The sequence below is a fragment of the Geobacillus sp. TFV-3 genome (assembly GCF_009901865.1).
Taxonomy (GTDB): Bacteria; Bacillota; Bacilli; order Bacillales; family Anoxybacillaceae; genus Geobacillus; species Geobacillus thermoleovorans_A.
This window is the reverse complement of record NZ_MPSP01000001.1, coordinates 1763272-1780056: the sequence shown is the minus strand read 5'-3', so window position 1 is coordinate 1780056 and position 16785 is coordinate 1763272. Positions and strand designations below refer to the sequence as shown.

Below are 16785 nucleotides of genomic sequence, written 5' to 3'. Positions count from 1 at the left end.
CATCATGGTTTATGATGGAATCATCTTGTCGCTGTTGATCGGCTGGTTTCGCGGCGGCAGCCTGAAGGGTTTGGCCAATATGAAATTGCGCGGCGGGTGGTTGTTTCCGTTGCTTCTCGCGGTGCAGTTTGCGGTCTTTTTCCTGCAAGAGCGAGTCGCGTGGATCGCGAAAATGAGCAACGGCATTTTCCTTCTCGTCTACATCATCGGGCTCGCGTTTTTATGGCTCAACCGCCATCAGCCGGGGTTTCCAGTCATCTTCGCCGGCGTCTTGCTCAACTTTATCGTCATGGCTTTAAACGGCGGACGGATGCCGGTGTCGATCGAAGCCGCCCAATTCCTTGGCCGCGAATACATCGAAGCGTTGAAAGCCGGTTTGTACGGCAAGCATCAGGCGATCACATCTGAGACGCTCTTGCCGTTTCTCGGCGACATCATTCCGCTGTCCCCGCCGTACCCGCGCCGGCAAGTCATCAGCATCGGCGACGTTGTGATGAACGTAGGGGCGTTCTTGTTCATCCAGCATCTCATGCTCAGCGCACCGCGGCATGGGGCAGATGATGCTGAGAAAGGAACAACGGCCGCTCCTGCGAATCAATAAAATAAGGGGAGGAGTATATTTATGAAATTGAAACAAACTCTTATTAACCTGTTGATTATTGGGTCTGTGATTATTGCACTAACATCTGGCATGAAGCTCGTGTAATAATAAATTGATTGAAATGACGAGGGGCTGAAAAATGCCTCTCTTAGCTTTTTAATTTATAAATTTTTGAACTACTGAGAGTGATTTTGAATGGGCAATCGTACATTACCGTCTATCGGTACCAAACTTTATATTTTAGGGGTTTCTTTACTAGGTCTTTTTGTTTATTTTTTTCATTTAACTGTCTCATTTTCTTCTTTGCGTGATTGGGTTTTGATTTATGTATTAACAGCTTCTGTTCTTATAGTGAATCGTTTTTTGATTTACCTTCCTCCAAAAGGAAACTCTATTTCTATGGATTCATCTATTTATTTAGCTTGTTTATTTGTTTTTGATTTGCATATTACGTTGCTTGTGTTAGGAATATTTAGCTTTATATATGCCTTGTATAAAAGAAGTATTGAATTATGGAAGCATTTATTTAATTTTTCTATGTATTGTTTGATGATTATAAGTGCGCATTATGTTTTTCATTTATCTGGTGGGACGGTCCGAACGATAAATACTACCGATATCTTTCCTTATATGATTTCTTTGCTTGTTTATTTTTTTGTAAATATATTGGTGCTAACTTGTTATTTTATTATTTCCTCACAACGTTTATTTAATGGTGTTCTTAATTTGGGATTATTAAAAGAAGTGGGAATGACCTATTGCATTACTTTAATTCTTTCGCTTGTTTTGTCATTTTTGTTGCAAGAGGCCAAATATTTCGGTGTTTTCCTGTTTACAATTTTGATTACGTTTTTATCCATTGCTTTCCGGAAGCTTCTTTATTTGTATCAGGAAAAATCGAATCAAGTAAATCGTGATCACCTTACCGGCCTATACAACCACGGCTTCTTTAAAGAAGCGCTCAAGGAGCAGTTTTCCGACTGCAAGATGTTGAAGCAACCGCTGACGTTGGCGTTTCTCGATTTGGACGACTTTAAAAAATACAACGACCGGAACGGCCATTTGCAAGGAGATCGTTTGTTGGCTTTCTTTGGAAAGCTATTGCAAAAAGCAGTGGAAGGGACGAACTTCACGGTTGCCCGCTATGGCGGAGAAGAGTTTGCCATTTTAATGCCCAACACGACGAAAGAAGACGCGTACGCGTTTTTAAACCGGCTGCGCAAAGAAGTGAACGATACATATTTTGAAGGCGTCGAGCATATTCCGTATCGCTGCCTGTCGTTTTCGTGCGGCATCGCTGAGATGGAAAAGGATATGCATGAAAGCGATGAGCTCATCCACCGTGCTGATCAGGCTCTTTATTACGCCAAGGCGCAAGGGAAAAACAACGTTCAGCTGTATGATAAACATAATATGAGTTTGGACGAGATTCGCTTCAAGCAAGATTTGGAAGCGCTCGAGCAGCAAGTGAAATTTTTTCTTTCCAAAGATGTCTATACATACCGCCATAGCAAACGGGTGTTTAAATATGCGTTGGAGTTTGGCAGCCGCCTTGATGAGTTGACCGATCATGAGCGGCAGACGCTCGTTCTCGGGGCGCTCATCCATGATATTGGCAAAATCGAAGTGCCGCGCGATATTTTAAATAAGCGGGGAAAGTTGGAGAAACATGAATGGGAGATCATCAAAAAGCACGTGACGTGGGGGCGCGAGATTGTGGCGGCGGAGAAGCGGTTTGATGATTTGCTTCCGCTTGTCGAGCTGCACCACGAACGATATGATGGGAAAGGGTATCCGTACGGGCTGAAAGGAGAAGAAATCCCGAAACTGGCCCGCATTTTGTGTATTATCGACTCGTTTGACGCTATGACAACCGAGCGGCCGTACCAGCCGACGAAAACGTTTGAAGAGGCGCTTGAGGAAATCGAGCGCTGCGCTGGGACGCAGTTTGATCCGGTGTATGCGGCGAAGTTTATCGCGTTTGTGCGAGAGCACTATTTGCCGCTTGCCGAGATGCAGCAACTGAATTAAGCGCAGGAAGGCACTTGCCGATGGCAAGTGTTTTTTATTTTGGCCTTGAATGTTTTTGAATGATTTTTATCCTTTATTGAATTATATTGATAGAAAATGAATGTTTTTGATTGATTTTTTTACTATCTTGGGATATGATAGAGTTGTAAGCGATATCCCCGATGATCGGAGGTGGGAACGTGCTGACGGAAGAACGCCACCGCCTCATTTTAGATCTGTTGGCGCAAAAAGGAGTCATCAAGCTGCAGGCGCTCGTAGAGGCGACCGGGGCGTCGGAGTCGACGATTCGCCGTGATTTGACGCAGCTTGAAAACGAAAAGAAACTGCGCCGTGTGCACGGCGGGGCGGCCTTGTTGCAACAGAAGCGCGAAGAGTTAAGCGTATCAGAAAAATCGCTGAAATATATCGAAGAAAAACGGCGGATCGCCGCTTATGCGGCCGGTTTGGTGCAAAAAGGAAACTGCATTTATTTAGATGCAGGGACGACAACGTGGGAAATGATTCCGCATTTGGCTGACAAAGAGGTCATCGTTGTCACCAATGGCGTGATGCACGTCGAGCGGCTGCTTGAGCACAATGTGGCGACGTATTTGATCGGCGGCATGATCAAGCCGAAAACGAAGGCGTTGATCGGGCGCGGCGCCATCGAGTCGCTGCGGCAGTACCGCTTCGACCAATGTTTCATCGGCGCGAACGGTGTTCATTACGACTACGGTTATACGACGCCGGACCCGGAAGAGGCGCTGGTGAAATATACGGCGATGCAGCTGGCGCAACGTGTGTATGTGCTCGCTGACCATTCGAAATTGAATGAAAGCGCGTTCGCGAAAATTGCGGATTTGCACGAAGCGGTGCTAATCACCGATGAATTGGATGAAGAGTGGAAAGATTTGTATCGAACAAAAACAACAGTAGAGGTTGTGGCTCCATGATTTACACATGTACGTTGAATCCATCTGTTGATTATATCGTTCACCTCGATGAACTACATGTTGGCGAACTGAATCGTTCGGTGAAAACGTTCACATTTCCAGGCGGGAAAGGGATCAACGTATCACGCGTGCTGAAGCGTTTGGGTGTTGACAGCACGGTTAGTGCTGCTTGGCGCTGTGTTGGGCGGCATGATGGCAGTCGATATGGGCGGGCCGATCAACAAAGCGGCGTATACGTTTGGGCTGGCGATGATTGAAGCCGGCAACTTTGCGCCGCATGCGGCGATTATGGCCGGCGGGATGGTGCCGCCGCTTGGATTGGCGCTGGCGACGACGTTCTTTAAAAAGAAATTCACGAAAGCCGAGCGGGAAGCGGGAAAAACGTGCTATATCATGGGCGCTTCGTTCATTACCGAAGGGGCGATTCCGTTTGCGGCGGCCGATCCGGTGCGGGTCATTCCATCGATTATCGTCGGTTCGGCTGTCGCTGGCGCGTTGACGATGTGGTTCCATATCGGTTTGCCGGCGCCGCACGGTGGGATTTTTGTCATCCCGATCGTCAAAGGCAGCGCATGGCTTTATATATTGGCTATTTTGATTGGTTCCATCGTGACCGCATTGATGGTCGGGTTGTGGAAAAAGGAAGTAGAAGAATAGAAACATAGGGGACTGTGATTTAGTCGGAAATGCCGCTCAACCATAAAGCTTCTCAAATTGAGAAACCTTGTGAGTGTTATGCGTCTCTTGACTTGAAAACGACCGACTGAAGGAAAAAGGCTGCTTTTCACCAAACATATATAAGTTGCAATAAAGAAATTCCTATTTTTTCTTTTCTGTTTCCATATTCATACAAGCTTTCAATTTATATAGAAAAGGCGTTTCGCCAAAGGCGAAGCACCTTTTCTATTTTTTTTTTGCCAAATTTTCATGACAATGGCCATTTCTCATGGTAAAATGAACGGTTGTAAATGAGAGGAGAACCCATGATGAACACGTTTTTGCAGCTGAATACGATTTTTATCAGCATATTGATTGAATCGTTGCCGTTCGTTGTGCTTGGGGTGTTTGTTTCCGGAGTCATTCAAATGTTTGTCAGTGAAGAGACCGTGCAACGATGGGTGCCGAAAAACCGCGGCTTGGCGATTGTTTATGCGGCGTTGATCGGGGTTTTGTTTCCTTCGTGCGAATGCAGCATCGTGCCGATCACCCGCCGTCTCGCAGCCAAGGGGGTGCCGCTTTACGCGGCTGTGCCGTTTATGTTAACGGCGCCTGTCATCAATCCGGTTGTGCTGTTTTCGACGTATATCGCCTTCGGAAGCAGTTGGACGATGGTATTGTGCCGGGCGCTGTTCGCTTGCGCCGTCGCCGTCGCTGTCGGTGCGGTGATCGCGATTCGGCATGAAGGCAGCGAGTTGCGCCATGAATGGCGCGAGATGCCGATGATGCCCCGCACGTGGAAAGAGAAAATTGTCGGCACCCTGCGCCATACGATCGATGAATTTTTTGCGACCGGGAAGTATTTGATCATTGGGGCGTTCATTGCTTCGGCCATGCAAACGTATGTGAAAACGTCGGCGCTTGTGGCGATCGGCAATGGGAAAGTGGCGGCCTCTTTGGTCATGATGGCGCTCGCCTTCGTGCTGTCGCTCTGTTCCGAGGCGGACGCATTTATCGCCTCGTCGTTTCAAAGCACATTTCCGTTTCATGCGCTCACAGCGTTTCTTGTTTACGGGCCGATGCTCGATGTGAAAAATACGCTTATGTTGTTCCAGTCGTTTCGCGCTCGGTTTGTGTGGAAGCTGATTTCCTATATCACGTTGTTTGTGTTTGCCGGATCGCTATTGATCTAGCAAGGAGGTGGCGGCATGGTTCGCATGTATATTTTGCTTGGGTTTGCGTTTCTGTTTTTTCACTTATATATTACGGGAGAGTTGAGCAAATACATTAATATGCGGTATTCGTATATTTCGTTTAGTGCGATGTTTGTGTTTGCTTTTTTAACGATCGTGCAATTTGTGTTGGCGAGCCGCAATGAGGAACCGCACGATCATGGGGAAGCGTGCTGTGATCATCACCATCATGAACCAACGGCGCGCTGGAAGAGGGTGGCCAATTATCTGATCTTTGTTTTTCCGCTTGTTTCCGCCTTCTTGTTTCCTGTTGCGACGCTGGATTCTGAAGTCGTAAAGGCGAAAGGGATTCATGTTCCTGGGATGGCGGCTGACAGCAGCGACCCGTTTGCCCAGCGCCAGTTTTTGCGTCCGGATACGAGCATGTATTACGGGCGGGATGATTATCAAAATGCCATGGAAAAAGAGCTGAAAAAATACGGCCGTCTCGCTCGCTTGGAGTTGAATGATCAAAACTATTTAAATGCCATGGAAACGATTTATCAGTTTCCTGGCGAATTTGCCGCCCGCGACATTGAATTCACCGGGTTTGTCTACCGTGAGGAAACGGCGCGCGCCAATGAGGCGTTTCTCCTTCGCTTTGGAATCATTCATTGTGTTGCGGATTCAGGGGTGTACGGGATGCTCCTCCAGTTTCCAAAGACAGTGCCGCTTCAAAATGATGAATGGGTTCATGTGAAAGGTACGCTATCCACCATGTATTACCAGCCGTTTCATATGACGATTCCGTATGTAAAGGTGACGTCATGGAAGCGGGTGGCCAAACCGAAGGATCCATACGTTTATCGCCAATTCAATGAATAAAAGCGAGCCGTGGGCGGAACGGCTCGCTCTTTTTGTGCCGTTTTTTGTTCACCGTGTTTGTTGTTTCTCGACGGCGCCGTCTGTTGGGCTCAGCGTATTGTCGAATGAGGAGAGGACCGTCAACGCTTGGGCGGCATCGATCACCTCGCCGAGCTTCAAGCAAAGCAAGCGCTCCTCTTCCAATCCGCGCCGCCGCCATTCGGCCCATAGGCGATCAAGCGCCTCTTTTGGCGTATCGTCGGCCAAGCGGAAGGCGCCGTAATGCATCGGGATCAACAGACGAGCGCGGCAGTCCAAAAACGCCTGCACCGCTTCTTCGGGCGTAGTGTGCTGCGGCCCCATAAACCATTCCGGTTCGTACGCGCCGATCGGCAAGAGAGCATAGTCGATGGAAAAGCGGTCGCCGATGTCGCGAAAACCGCGGAAGTAGCCGCTGTCGCCGGCGAAGTAGATGGTGGGCGCACCGTTTGCCTCAATCACCCATCCGCCCCAGTGCGATGTGTTCATGTCCCACAGCGTCCGCCGCGTCCAATGCTGGGATGGAACAAACGTCAGCGACACATCACGGAAGACGGCCGTTTCCCACCATGACAATTCAGTGACATGGCGGAAGCCGCGGCGGCGGAACAGGCGGCGGAGGCCGACCGGCACGAACACGTGCGGATCGCCAGGCAAACGGCGGAGGCTGCCAAAGTGCAGATGGTCGTAATGGCCATGGGAGATAAGCACGGCGTCCACGGGCGGCATCTTGTCAAGCGGAACGCCGGGAGCCGTCAAGCGTTTGGTCATGCCCATCCAATTCGCCCAGACGGGATCGGTGACGATCGTTGCGCCGCCAGTCTGCACGACAAACGTCGAATGGCCGATCCAGCAAAGCTGCGGCCGCCCATTCGGCTCATGGAGCCGTTCATATTGAGGCGGAGAAACATGCGGCACGACGTATGACAAATCTTTTTGCTTTTGTTTCCGTTCCCGCTGCCAGCGGCAGAAATCGGCCCATGTTTTGTGCGTCGAGACGCCGTCTAAGTTTTCGTAGCGTTTTGCCAACGGTTTCTCACTCCATTTTTTGTGTTATATTTAGAGTAGCAAACCTTTCTTGCGAGTACAAAATGTTTGTCTAGGTGGTGAACCTATGCTTCGTTCCTTTACAATCCGCACGGCAAAGCGGGATGAAATGATCGACATTACTTCACTCGTCGAGGAAACGGTGCGCCAAGCCAAGGTGGCGGAAGGGATCGCCGTCGTCTATTGTCCGCATACAACGGCCGGCATCACCATTAACGAAAACGCGGATCCCGATGTCAAGCGCGATATGATGCGCCGATTCGATGAGACGTATCCATGGGAGCATCCGCTCGACCGCCATATGGAAGGAAACACGGCCGCCCATATGAAAGCGAGTACGGTTGGCGCGTCGCAACACGTCATCATTCACGAAGGCCGTCTGCTCCTTGGACGGTGGCAAGGCGTCTATTTTTGCGAGTACGATGGGCCGCGCCACCGGACGTTTTACGTGAAAGTCATCGAAGGATGAAACCATAATTATGTTATGTGAACTTATCGCATAAGAAAAGACAATGGCGGAATCATACCGTCAGCAGATAGAAAAGTATATGATCAATGCAACGAATACGTTTAACATATCTTTGACGGAAAAGTCACTGATCCATTTTTCGACTGACGAGGGCAAACCTGTGGCTTGCCCTCGCCATGCCTTGGTGTGACAGTCGATGAAATAGTTGGTAAAATTTTCCTAACAGAAAACTTCAAATGGCGATAATAGAAAAACCCGGGCAAATGATTCGCACGGGTTTTTCTATTGGCAAAAAGCCCGGCTGGCGTCGTTGCTCTTACGCCGGCGTCGTTAAAATGAGCGGTCCGTTTTTCGTGATGGCGATCGTATGTTCATATTGCGCTGAATACGAGCCGTCGATCGTCCGCGCCGTCCAGCCGTTCGGATCCATTTGGCTTTGCCACGCCCCCATGTTGACCATCGGCTCGATCGTAATGACCATCCCCTCCTTTAAACGCATCCCTTTTCCTTTTTCACCGAAGTGGGGGACATACGGCTCTTCGTGGATCGTCGGGCCGATGCCGTGTCCGGTGAAATCGCGGACGACGGAAAAGCCGTGCGCTTCGACGTACGTTTGAATGGCGTGGCCGATGTCGCCGATCCGATTGCCGACGGTTGCCTGTTCGATGCCCTTGTATAGCGACTGCTCAGTGACATAGAGCAGCTTTTGCACATCTTCATCCACCTCGCCGACGGCGTACGTCCAGGCGGAATCGGCAAGCGCTCCGCGCAAATTGACGACAAAGTCGATCGTGACGATATCGCCTTCTTTCAGCGGCTCATTGCGCGGAAACCCGTGGCAAATTTCATCGTTAATGGAAGCGCATGTCGCATACGGGTAGCCTCGGTATCCTTTTTGTTCTGGTTTGGCGCCGTATTTGGCCAAAAACGTTTCAACGAACCGGTCGATTTCCATCGTTGTGACGCCCGGTCCGATGCGCTTCGCGATCTCTTGATGACAGGCGGCGAGCAGTTTTCCTGCTTCCCGCATCAATTGAATTTCCCGTTCCGTTTTGACGTGAATCATGCAACTGTCTCCTTTTCCCTCGATGTGTTTCGCTTCGATAGTATTGTAGCAAAAAGAACGGTGATGGGAAACCGTGGCGATCCGTTCTGAACGGAGGAGCTATTCCAAGATTTCACCTCAAAATAGGATGCGAAAGAGGCGAAGATGCCCGGAAAAAAGAAAAGGCCCTTTGATGGGGGCATACAGAACTTCGATACGTTGGTCCTTGCCTGCAAGAGCTTTTACGGCTGGTCTCTGCTATGTCACAAGGCGGCAAACAGCTGTTTTTTCTTTATCAGAAATCGCCGCGGAAGAAGGAGACGGTGCGAGCGGCAAATAAATCGACACCGTCGTTCCTTTATGTACTTCGCTTTCGATGCGGATCGTTCCGTTCATCGATTCAATGATGCGGTAGACGACCATCATCCCGAGCCCCGTGCCTTTGACGCCTTTCGTCGTAAAATACGGTTCGCCAAGTCGTTCGAGCTGCTCTTTTGTCATGCCGACGCCGGTATCGGTGATGCGGATGAGCACGCGTCCGTTGTCAATGGAGACGTATACTTGCAACGTTCCGCCGTTAGGCATCGCTTCGATGGCGTTTTTCATCACGTTGAGCAAACATTGGCGGAATTTTTCGCGCTCACCGATGACGGAAAATGGAGCAAGCGTCGCTTGAATATCGACGCAGCTCATATTGGCGAGCGGGCGGAGAACGTCCACGACCCGTTCAATTTCGATCTTGACGTTCAGCTTTTCCGGCGTCTCGGGCGCCGGCTTGGCGAACGTCAAGTAATCGGTGATGATCGCTTCAGCGCGGTCAAGCTCCTCAATGGCGATGCGCGCATACTGGCGGCGTTTGTCGGCAGCGAGCGGCTGTTCTTCGATCAGTTGGATAAACCCACGCGCCGCGGTGAGTGGATTGCGAATTTCATGGGAGATGGAAGCAGCTAAATGGGTGACGGCTTCCATTTTCTCGGCGCGAATCACTCGTTTGCGCAGCGCGATGTTATGGTGCACCATTTCCTGAAATGAACACACGATGAGCATGCTGATGGGCTGCACAAACAAAAAGATAAGTGCAACGGAAGGCGGCGGAGAAGCCGCAGCAGCCATCCACTCCGCTATGGCGACGGTCAATAGGCCAGAGCCGAAGCTGAGCGATGTAGCGAACAGCGTGCGCTGTTTGGTTGGCAGCTCGACAAACCGTTTTGTCAATAAACTGCTTGTTGCAGCGATGGCGATGGAAACGACGACGGTGACGAAGACACCAGCTCCACCGAACAGCGAGCGGTAGGCGATCGCTGTCAACGCCAAAAACGCCGACGCTCCCGCTCCGCCGTACAAACCGCCAAGCCATAGAGGAATTTGCCGCAAGTCGAAGATGAAATCGCTCTCTGTTCTGACCGGGAGGGTGATGCATAACATGATCACGACGGCGTAACAAATGGTCGGCAAATAAAGGCGGAATCGTTTTGGCCCCTTCTCCTGCTCTGTACAGAGGGGAACGAGGAACATCGGCAGAAGGATGAAAAACAAGTTGAGCAAAAAGTCTTTGAAAATATTCAGCATCGCGGCACCTTCTTTCCCATCGTCAAGCTGCAGGGCAGAATTTCTACAAAAATAGCGAATATATTACATTGTAACCGGAAAATGCCCAAGATGTTAAGGCGCAATCCATAGCCTTTTTTTGATATAAATCTTGTTTTTTCGACAAAGGTAGGAAAAAAGAACTATTTTTATACTAGGTAAGAATTCTCTTTCATTTTTGTATTATTCTGTAATATTTTATTTTTGTAAGTTTTCTATTAAAATAATTAAACATTGGGAAAGGAGTGTTTTTTTTTGAACAAACGATCGATTGGCTCACTCGCTGCTGCGCTCTCGCTCGGAATCGGATTATGGGTGGCGCCAGCGGCAGCCCCGCAGTCGGCGTCCACTCCGCTTTTTGCAGTCAAGCAAGGCGGACCGGTTGATTTCGCGATTGCCAATGAAGAGAAGCTGGCGGAGATGTTGAAAAAAAGCGGAAAGCTCCGTGCTGATGCCACCCCGTCTGAAGCGGAAGCGGCAGTGCGCGCCTATTTAAAGCAAAAGGCGGCACACGCTTCGAAAGAAAAAGGAGAATTGTACGAACACGAGATGAGGAGGGTGGATGTGCTGCGTGGGAAGCAGCAGGAAAACAGTGTTCTGAATGGGAAAGGGAAAAAGCTTGGCCAAGCGAAAAACACTTCCGTTCCGTCCGTCAAACCGGAGTCATGGAACGGCGGCAAGCGAGTCGACCGCGTGCTTGTGTTGCTGATTGAATATCCGGATTTCCCGCACAACAGCATTCAACCGAATGAGACTGATATGTATTATAAAGATTATACACGTCAACATTACGAAGACATGATTTTCGGCGGGGATGACGGCTATTACGAAGGACCGAACGGCGAGAAGCTTATCTCAGTAAAAAAATATTATGAAGAGCAATCAGGGGGCAGCTATTCCATTGAAGGAAAAGTGGCAGGCTGGTATCAAGCGAAACATCCAGCCAAATACTACGGCGGTAACGTGCCGGCACCGGATGGCAATGATGCCAATCCACGGGCGCTTGTGCGCGAAGCGCTGGCGGCAGCGGCCCAAGATCCGACCATTGATTTGCGCGAGTTTGACCAAGAGGACCGGTATGATTTGGATGGCGATGGCAACTACCGTGAGCCAGACGGCTTGATCGACCATTTGATGATCATCCATTCGAGCGTCGGTGAAGAAGCGGGCGGCGGTTCGCTCGGCGGTGACGCGATTTGGTCGCACCGTTGGAATTTAGGGTCAGTCTATCGAATCCCGAACACAACGACCGATGTAACGTATTGGCGAGGTCAGTTGGCGGCATACGACTATACGATTGAACCGGCCGACGGGGCGGCAGGAGTGTTCGCTCATGAATACGGCCACGATTTAGGGTTGCCGGATGAATACGATACGATTTACTCCGGCCTAGGCGAGCCGATCGCGTATTGGTCGATTATGTCAAGCGGAAGTTGGGCGGGACGCATTCCAGGCACTGAGCCGACCGGCTTCAGCGCGTGGGCGAAGCAGTTTTTGCAATCGACGATGCCAGGAAGCAATTGGCTGACTGGGGCGACCGTTGAGTGGAACGAAATTGGCAAAGACGGCATTGAAGTGTTGCTCGACGAAGCGAGCACGAAAGGGACAAATCATGACGCCGTACGTATCAACTTGCCGAAGAAAGAGACGGTCGTCACGACTCCGCCAAGCGGTGCGTATGCCTATTTCTCCGGCAGCGGAAACAACTTAGACCATACGATGTCAACGACGATCGATTTGACAAGAGCGTCCAAGGCGGCGCTGGTATTTGATACATGGTATGCGATTGAGAAAGACTGGGATTATGGGGCGGTAGAAGTAAAACCACATGGCAGCAACGAATGGACAACAATTCAAGGAAACATTACGACGACCGACAATCCGTACAGGCAAAACCCGGGCAACGGCATTACCGGTACGTCAAACGGCTGGGTGAAGGCGGAATTTGACTTGTCGGCCTATGCAGGACAAACGATTGACCTTCGCTTCCATTACATCACCGATGTGGCGGTGTCGGAAGCTGGCTGGTATATTGACAACATTCAAGTGACGGCCGGTGGAGCAGTTGTTCTTGTTGACGATGCCGAAGAAGACGGTTCTTTTGCGATGGACGGCTTTGAAAAGAGCAACGGCAAGCGATACTCGGATCATTACTATTTGCTTGAATGGCGCAACCATCGCGGCGTTGACGAAGGGCTCGCCCACATCTTGCGCGGCGACCGGCTTCTTTCGTACGATCCAGGGCTTGTCGTCTGGTATGTAGATGAAGGCTATGACAACAACTGGACGGGCGTCCATCCGGGCGAAGGGTTCCTCGGTGTTGTGGATGCCGATCAGCATACGTTGAAATGGTCGGGCAACACGACAGCGTCGACTCGCTATCAAGTGCACGATGCGGCGTTCAGCCTGCAAAAAGGAGCTCCATTCCGCGTGGCGCTTAACGGCTCACAGCTGATCGACAACGATACATCGCCGGCGCCGGTGTTTGACGACAGCCGGTCGTATGACAATAAAGGGGCAGTTGACGCCGGCCGGAACGTGCCTAACTATGGCCTCAAAATCCGCGTCATCGGTGAAAGCGCTGACCGCACGGCAGCGCGCGTGTTGATCTATCGCTAACTCGGCGTTCGGCGCACGGAACGTTTCCGTGCGCCGAACATTTGTCGACATGGTTTGTCATTCGCTCATTGAATTTGTTGATTTTTCTTCACTTCCTCTTCTATCTTTTTCTTTTATAATCATGGATAGGGATGAGTAAGAAGGGAGAGCGAATGAATGAAAGAATTGTGCCAACAGTTGTCGGCGTGGATTGCCGAGAAGCAGCCGGTGCGTGTAAAAACCTATCAAGGGGAAGCGGTTGTGTTGCCAGTTAAGTTGTATCAGGAAACGCGCAAACTGTTCGTTTACAACCGGCAAATGTGTCTAATGAACATTCCGTTGGACCGGATCATTGCTGTCGAGCCGACGCGCATCATCGGTTCGTTTGATCGTCGGGGGGAAGAAGCTGTAGTACATACTCGCTGAACGGGTGCACGCGCCTTTGGGCGCGTGTTTTTTGATGTGGTCGGCTGTTTCTCCCTGCGGTCTGTTCTGTTGCGCTGGGCGCTATACCCAATGAAGGCGGCATTCCGCGTTGCGACGCACCAGGGAGCGGAATGGTTTTTGTTGCATAGGCAAAGACCATCTCTTAGAATGGAAAGGATGAACGATTGACCATAAGGGGGAAGGGATATGCATGGCAAACGGATTGCCTTGTGCGCCTCACGCAAACTGGACGAAATGACAACGCTTATTGAAAAGCAAGGAGGAACGGCCATCATTCGTCCAGCACAAGGGACCGTCTTTTCAAAGGGAAGCGAACTGGGAGAGGAAATGCGGGCCGTCATCGCCATGCGGCCGGACTGGATCGTATTTACGACGGGAATCGGCTTTGAGGCGCTGTTGGAAGCGGCCGACAGGGAGGGAATGGCCGCCGAATGGCAACGGATGATCAAAGAAGCGAACGTGGCTGCCCGCGGCTATAAAACGGTGACGGCGTTGAAACAAATCGGCGTTACCCCGGTAGCCGCAAGCGAGGACGGGACAACGAAAGGGTTGATTCGTGTCCTTGGTGCGAACGATTTTGTTGGAAAGAAGGTTGTCGTGCAGCTGTACGGCGACACTGCGCCAGCCTTGAAGCGCTTTTTTCTTGAAAAAGGCGCTTTGTATACGGAATTGTTGCCATACCGGCATATCGCTCCGGATGAGGAAACACTGGCGACATTGTATAAAGAAATCGTCGGGCGCGAAGTCGATGCCGTCTGTTTTACTTCGGCCATGCAAGTCCGCTTTTTCTTTTCGTTCGCCCGCGAGAAAAAAGAGATCGCACCGTTGCTTGATGCGTTTCGCACCGATGTTGTGGCCTGCGCCGTCGGCAAAGTGACAAAAGAAGCATTGGAAGAAGAGGGAGTCGATCGCGTCATCGCCCCGGAACATGAGCGGATGGGAGCGATGATCGTGACGCTCGCACGCTGCTTTGATGAGTAAGGTTTTTGCGGGACTGTTTTGTTTTAGACAATGGCACATGAAGCGAAAGTGGCGCTCCACGAAAGACCGTGGCCATCGCAGACGATCGTATTCAGCCGCATGTATTGTCCTAGGCGGCAAAGATGGTTACGGTGTTGTTTTGGCGTCCGGATATGAAAAAGCTTTTTGCGGTGTGATATCGCTCACAACGGCGAAGGCGCCGCCCACAGTATAATGGAGACAACGAACGGATGATAAAAAGGAGGAATGGATGATGCATTCGTTTTGCCATATGGGCGGCCCTGAAGGAGTGGAACTATGCGCTGGTTTGGCTCAATTAAAGCAAGAGCATGGCCCGCTGCGCGTCCAAATGGAGCAGCTGCTTGCCTTCGCTGAGACGATTGGACGAGGAACGGAGATCAGCAACTGGCGCGAGCCGCTCGCCGAGTTGAGAGAAAAAGTCGAATCGTTCGTCGCTGCGTTGGATCCGCATTCGGAGCGGGAGGAAGGCGTATTGTTCCCGATGATGGCCGAATACATTGGGCGGACGACCGGGCCGATCGCTGTGATGGAATACGAACATGAGCAGGCGAAAGCGCGTCTTTCCATGTTTTTGGAGAAAACCATCCATTTGCCGGAAACGGTGGACAGTGAACAGGCGTTGACGCTCGCCGATGCGGTTATCGAGGCGCATCATATTTTGGATGAGCATTTCATGAAAGAAGAAAACGTCCTTTTCCCGATGGCGGAGCGGCTGTTGTCGGATGAGGAGAAAGAGGAGCTGTTTGCACGCATTAACGAGTGACGATGGAATGGAAAACGGGATGCTTCCTTGTGTGGAGCATCCCGTTTTCTTTATGGCACGCCGATTGGCCGGTCCGTGATGGAGAGGGGCGGGAGGCGGATGAACGGCATCCCATTTTCCGTGATAACAGTCTCGTTTGCGGATTTTATGTTGCCTGCCTCCGCTTACTGGGCGCGGTCAAGCGAATCGACGGATTTCGGCAGTCGCTTCCGATAGACGACATAGCTGCGCCGCAAATAGCGGAGCGGGAAGCTGAACACGTGGACGAGACGGGTGAACGGCCAGACGGCGAACAAGCCGAACGCGGCGAGAATATGGATTTTGAACCAAAGCGGCACTGTTTCCATATAGATCGGGTTCGGGCGGAACGTGAGAAGGCCGCGGAACCACGGACCGATCGTCGTCCGATAGTCAAACCCATGCGAATTGACGTTCAGCAGCGTCGATGACAACCCGCTCGCGATCACGACAAGCAAAAACCCGAGGGCGACCCAGTCGCCGGTGCTGCTTGTCGCCCGCACGCGCTTGACCGTCAGGCGGCGGCGGAAAAGGATCACTAAACCGACGAGCGCGGCCAAGCCGGCCGGAATGCCGCCTGCCAAGGCGATGGCGTGGTACATCTCTTCTGTCACGCCAAGCGCTTCATAAAACGGCTCGGGAATAAGAATGCCCATCACATGGCCGACAAACACGAACAAAATGCCCCAGTGAAAAAGCAGACTGCCAAGGCGCAGCTGTTTTTTCTCCAACAACTCGCTCGATTTGGACGTCCAGCCGAACTGGTCGCGCTGGTAGCGCCAAATATGGCCGACGATGAACATAACAAGCGCCAAATACGGAACAATCACCCAGAGAAATTGGCTAACCATGCCGTTGCACTTCCTTTCGGGAGCGGCGTCACGCCGAGTTGAATAAAGGTGACGTGGAGCGCTTCAAACAGCTTGGCATACGGGCTGCCCGCCGCTGCGAGCCGCTCGCCGATTTCACGGATATGGACGGCATAATCGGCAAGCAAGGCGATCGTATGCTCTTGATCCGCATAGGTCATCCATTCGAGCATGAGCGGCAAGTAGTCGGGCAGCTCATGGTCAGAGACGGCGAATCCGGCCGCCTCGTAGCGCGCTTTTAAGGCGACGAGTTCGATTCCGCGCTCCCGCTGCTCCCCGTTTGTCATATACGTAAGATACAAATTCGTTTTTTTGCTGAAATCAAATGTTTCGACATATTGCTCCATCCTCTCTCGAGCCGGGGTGGCCGCGAGCTGTTCGGCCACTGCCAAAAGCGGCGTGCGGACGGTTTCATCCTCGAGCGAACGGATGGCTTCGAGGCAGTCGGGAAGCGATTCAGCCCACCGTTCGTCTGGGTAAGACAACAAATACGATACACATAGAAAGACCGTTTGTTGATGTTCACTGTTCATCGTCAATCCTCCATTTCATTGTTGAAGGGGGCGGCCCTTTACAGAGAAAGCTGTCTGAAAGCCCACGGTTTCCATTGTGGGATGAAAGACGGCGTTGCTCGACAATCCCTT

At 51.1% G+C, this 16785-nt stretch carries 15 protein-coding genes and 2 pseudogenes; 12 read left to right on the top strand and 5 right to left on the bottom strand.

What is annotated here, in order from left to right:
* Positions 1 to 4 precede the first annotated feature (4 nt).
* The 7 genes and pseudogenes from BJQ97_RS09090 to BJQ97_RS09060 all read left to right on the top strand — a co-directional run bounded on the left by BJQ97_RS09090 (position 5) and on the right by BJQ97_RS09060 (position 6278).
* Entirely contained in the window at positions 5 to 601 is a 597-nt protein-coding gene (locus BJQ97_RS09090) for a DUF5317 domain-containing protein (RefSeq protein ID WP_160156327.1), read from the top strand.
* A 195-nt stretch (positions 602 to 796) separates the two neighbouring features.
* Positions 797 to 2632 carry a bifunctional diguanylate cyclase/phosphohydrolase gene (locus BJQ97_RS09085; protein WP_160156326.1) on the top strand — a complete coding sequence of 612 codons (1836 nt, stop codon included), beginning with the start codon at positions 797 to 799 and terminating at the stop codon, positions 2630 to 2632.
* Between the two features lie 179 nt (positions 2633 to 2811).
* Positions 2812 to 3564 carry a DeoR/GlpR family DNA-binding transcription regulator gene (locus BJQ97_RS09080; RefSeq protein ID WP_160156325.1) on the top strand — a complete coding sequence of 251 codons (753 nt, stop codon included), beginning with the start codon at positions 2812 to 2814 and terminating at the stop codon, positions 3562 to 3564.
* Positions 3561 to 3821: a PfkB family carbohydrate kinase gene (locus BJQ97_RS18065; RefSeq protein ID WP_328718114.1), complete on the top strand. Its 261-nt coding sequence runs from the start codon at positions 3561 to 3563 to the stop codon at positions 3819 to 3821. The genes BJQ97_RS09080 and BJQ97_RS18065 overlap by 4 nt, the downstream gene beginning before the upstream one ends.
* Positions 3715 to 4221 (top strand): annotated as a pseudogene (locus tag BJQ97_RS09070) (fructose-specific PTS transporter subunit EIIC); the annotation flags it as partial. The gene BJQ97_RS18065 and the pseudogene BJQ97_RS09070, both read left to right, overlap by 107 nt.
* A 326-nt stretch (positions 4222 to 4547) precedes the next feature.
* Positions 4548 to 5414 (top strand): permease, encoded by an 867-nt coding sequence (locus tag BJQ97_RS09065; RefSeq protein WP_160156324.1) that lies wholly within the window; start codon positions 4548 to 4550, stop codon positions 5412 to 5414.
* Between the two features lie 15 nt (positions 5415 to 5429).
* A complete protein-coding gene (locus BJQ97_RS09060) occupies positions 5430 to 6278 on the top strand; it encodes a TIGR03943 family putative permease subunit (protein WP_160156323.1) in 849 nt (282 codons plus the stop codon).
* A gap of 48 nt (positions 6279 to 6326) precedes the next feature.
* On the opposite strand, the gene BJQ97_RS09055 is transcribed toward BJQ97_RS09060, so the two are convergent.
* Positions 6327 to 7325 (bottom strand): MBL fold metallo-hydrolase, encoded by a 999-nt coding sequence (locus BJQ97_RS09055; RefSeq protein WP_160156322.1) that lies wholly within the window; start codon positions 7323 to 7325, stop codon positions 6327 to 6329.
* Between the two features lie 85 nt (positions 7326 to 7410).
* Here BJQ97_RS09055 and BJQ97_RS09050 point away from each other — a divergent pair, with 85 nt between their 5' ends.
* Positions 7411 to 7812 (top strand): secondary thiamine-phosphate synthase enzyme YjbQ, encoded by a 402-nt coding sequence (locus BJQ97_RS09050; RefSeq protein WP_160156321.1) that lies wholly within the window; start codon positions 7411 to 7413, stop codon positions 7810 to 7812.
* Between the two features lie 316 nt (positions 7813 to 8128).
* Here the strand turns inward: BJQ97_RS09050 and map are convergent, their stop codons facing one another.
* Together map and BJQ97_RS09040 are read right to left on the bottom strand one after the other, a co-directional pair.
* Positions 8129 to 8878: a type I methionyl aminopeptidase gene (gene map / locus BJQ97_RS09045; protein ID WP_160156320.1), complete on the bottom strand. Its 750-nt coding sequence runs from the start codon at positions 8876 to 8878 to the stop codon at positions 8129 to 8131.
* Positions 8879 to 9120: 242 nt separating this feature from the next.
* Positions 9121 to 10426: pseudogene (locus tag BJQ97_RS09040) on the bottom strand (ATP-binding protein).
* A 273-nt stretch (positions 10427 to 10699) separates the two neighbouring features.
* On the opposite strand from BJQ97_RS09040, the gene BJQ97_RS09035 reads away from it, so the two are divergent.
* The 4 genes from BJQ97_RS09035 (at position 10700) to BJQ97_RS09020 (ending at position 15254) form a co-directional block, all read left to right on the top strand.
* On the top strand, positions 10700 to 13063 hold the full coding sequence (locus BJQ97_RS09035) for an immune inhibitor A domain-containing protein (protein WP_160156318.1): 2364 nt from the start codon (positions 10700 to 10702) through the stop codon (positions 13061 to 13063).
* Positions 13064 to 13219: 156 nt separating this feature from the next.
* Positions 13220 to 13468 (top strand): hypothetical protein, encoded by a 249-nt coding sequence (locus BJQ97_RS09030; protein ID WP_160156317.1) that lies wholly within the window; start codon positions 13220 to 13222, stop codon positions 13466 to 13468.
* 207 nt (positions 13469 to 13675) lie between these two features.
* Positions 13676 to 14470, top strand: coding sequence for a uroporphyrinogen-III synthase (locus BJQ97_RS09025; protein WP_160156316.1), 795 nt, complete (start codon positions 13676 to 13678; stop codon positions 14468 to 14470).
* 253 nt (positions 14471 to 14723) lie between these two features.
* The gene (locus BJQ97_RS09020) at positions 14724 to 15254 is read left to right on the top strand and encodes a hemerythrin domain-containing protein (protein WP_160157583.1); all 531 of its coding nucleotides are present in this window, start codon (positions 14724 to 14726) and stop codon (positions 15252 to 15254) included.
* A gap of 164 nt (positions 15255 to 15418) precedes the next feature.
* Here the strand turns inward: BJQ97_RS09020 and narI are convergent, their stop codons facing one another.
* Positions 15419 to 16123, bottom strand: a complete 705-nt coding sequence (gene narI / locus BJQ97_RS09015) for a respiratory nitrate reductase subunit gamma (RefSeq protein WP_044731399.1) — start codon at positions 16121 to 16123, stop codon at positions 15419 to 15421.
* Positions 16099 to 16674: a nitrate reductase molybdenum cofactor assembly chaperone gene (gene narJ / locus BJQ97_RS09010; RefSeq protein ID WP_160156315.1), complete on the bottom strand. Its 576-nt coding sequence runs from the start codon at positions 16672 to 16674 to the stop codon at positions 16099 to 16101. The genes narI and narJ overlap by 25 nt, the downstream gene beginning before the upstream one ends.
* Between the last annotated feature and the right edge of the window lie 111 nt (positions 16675 to 16785).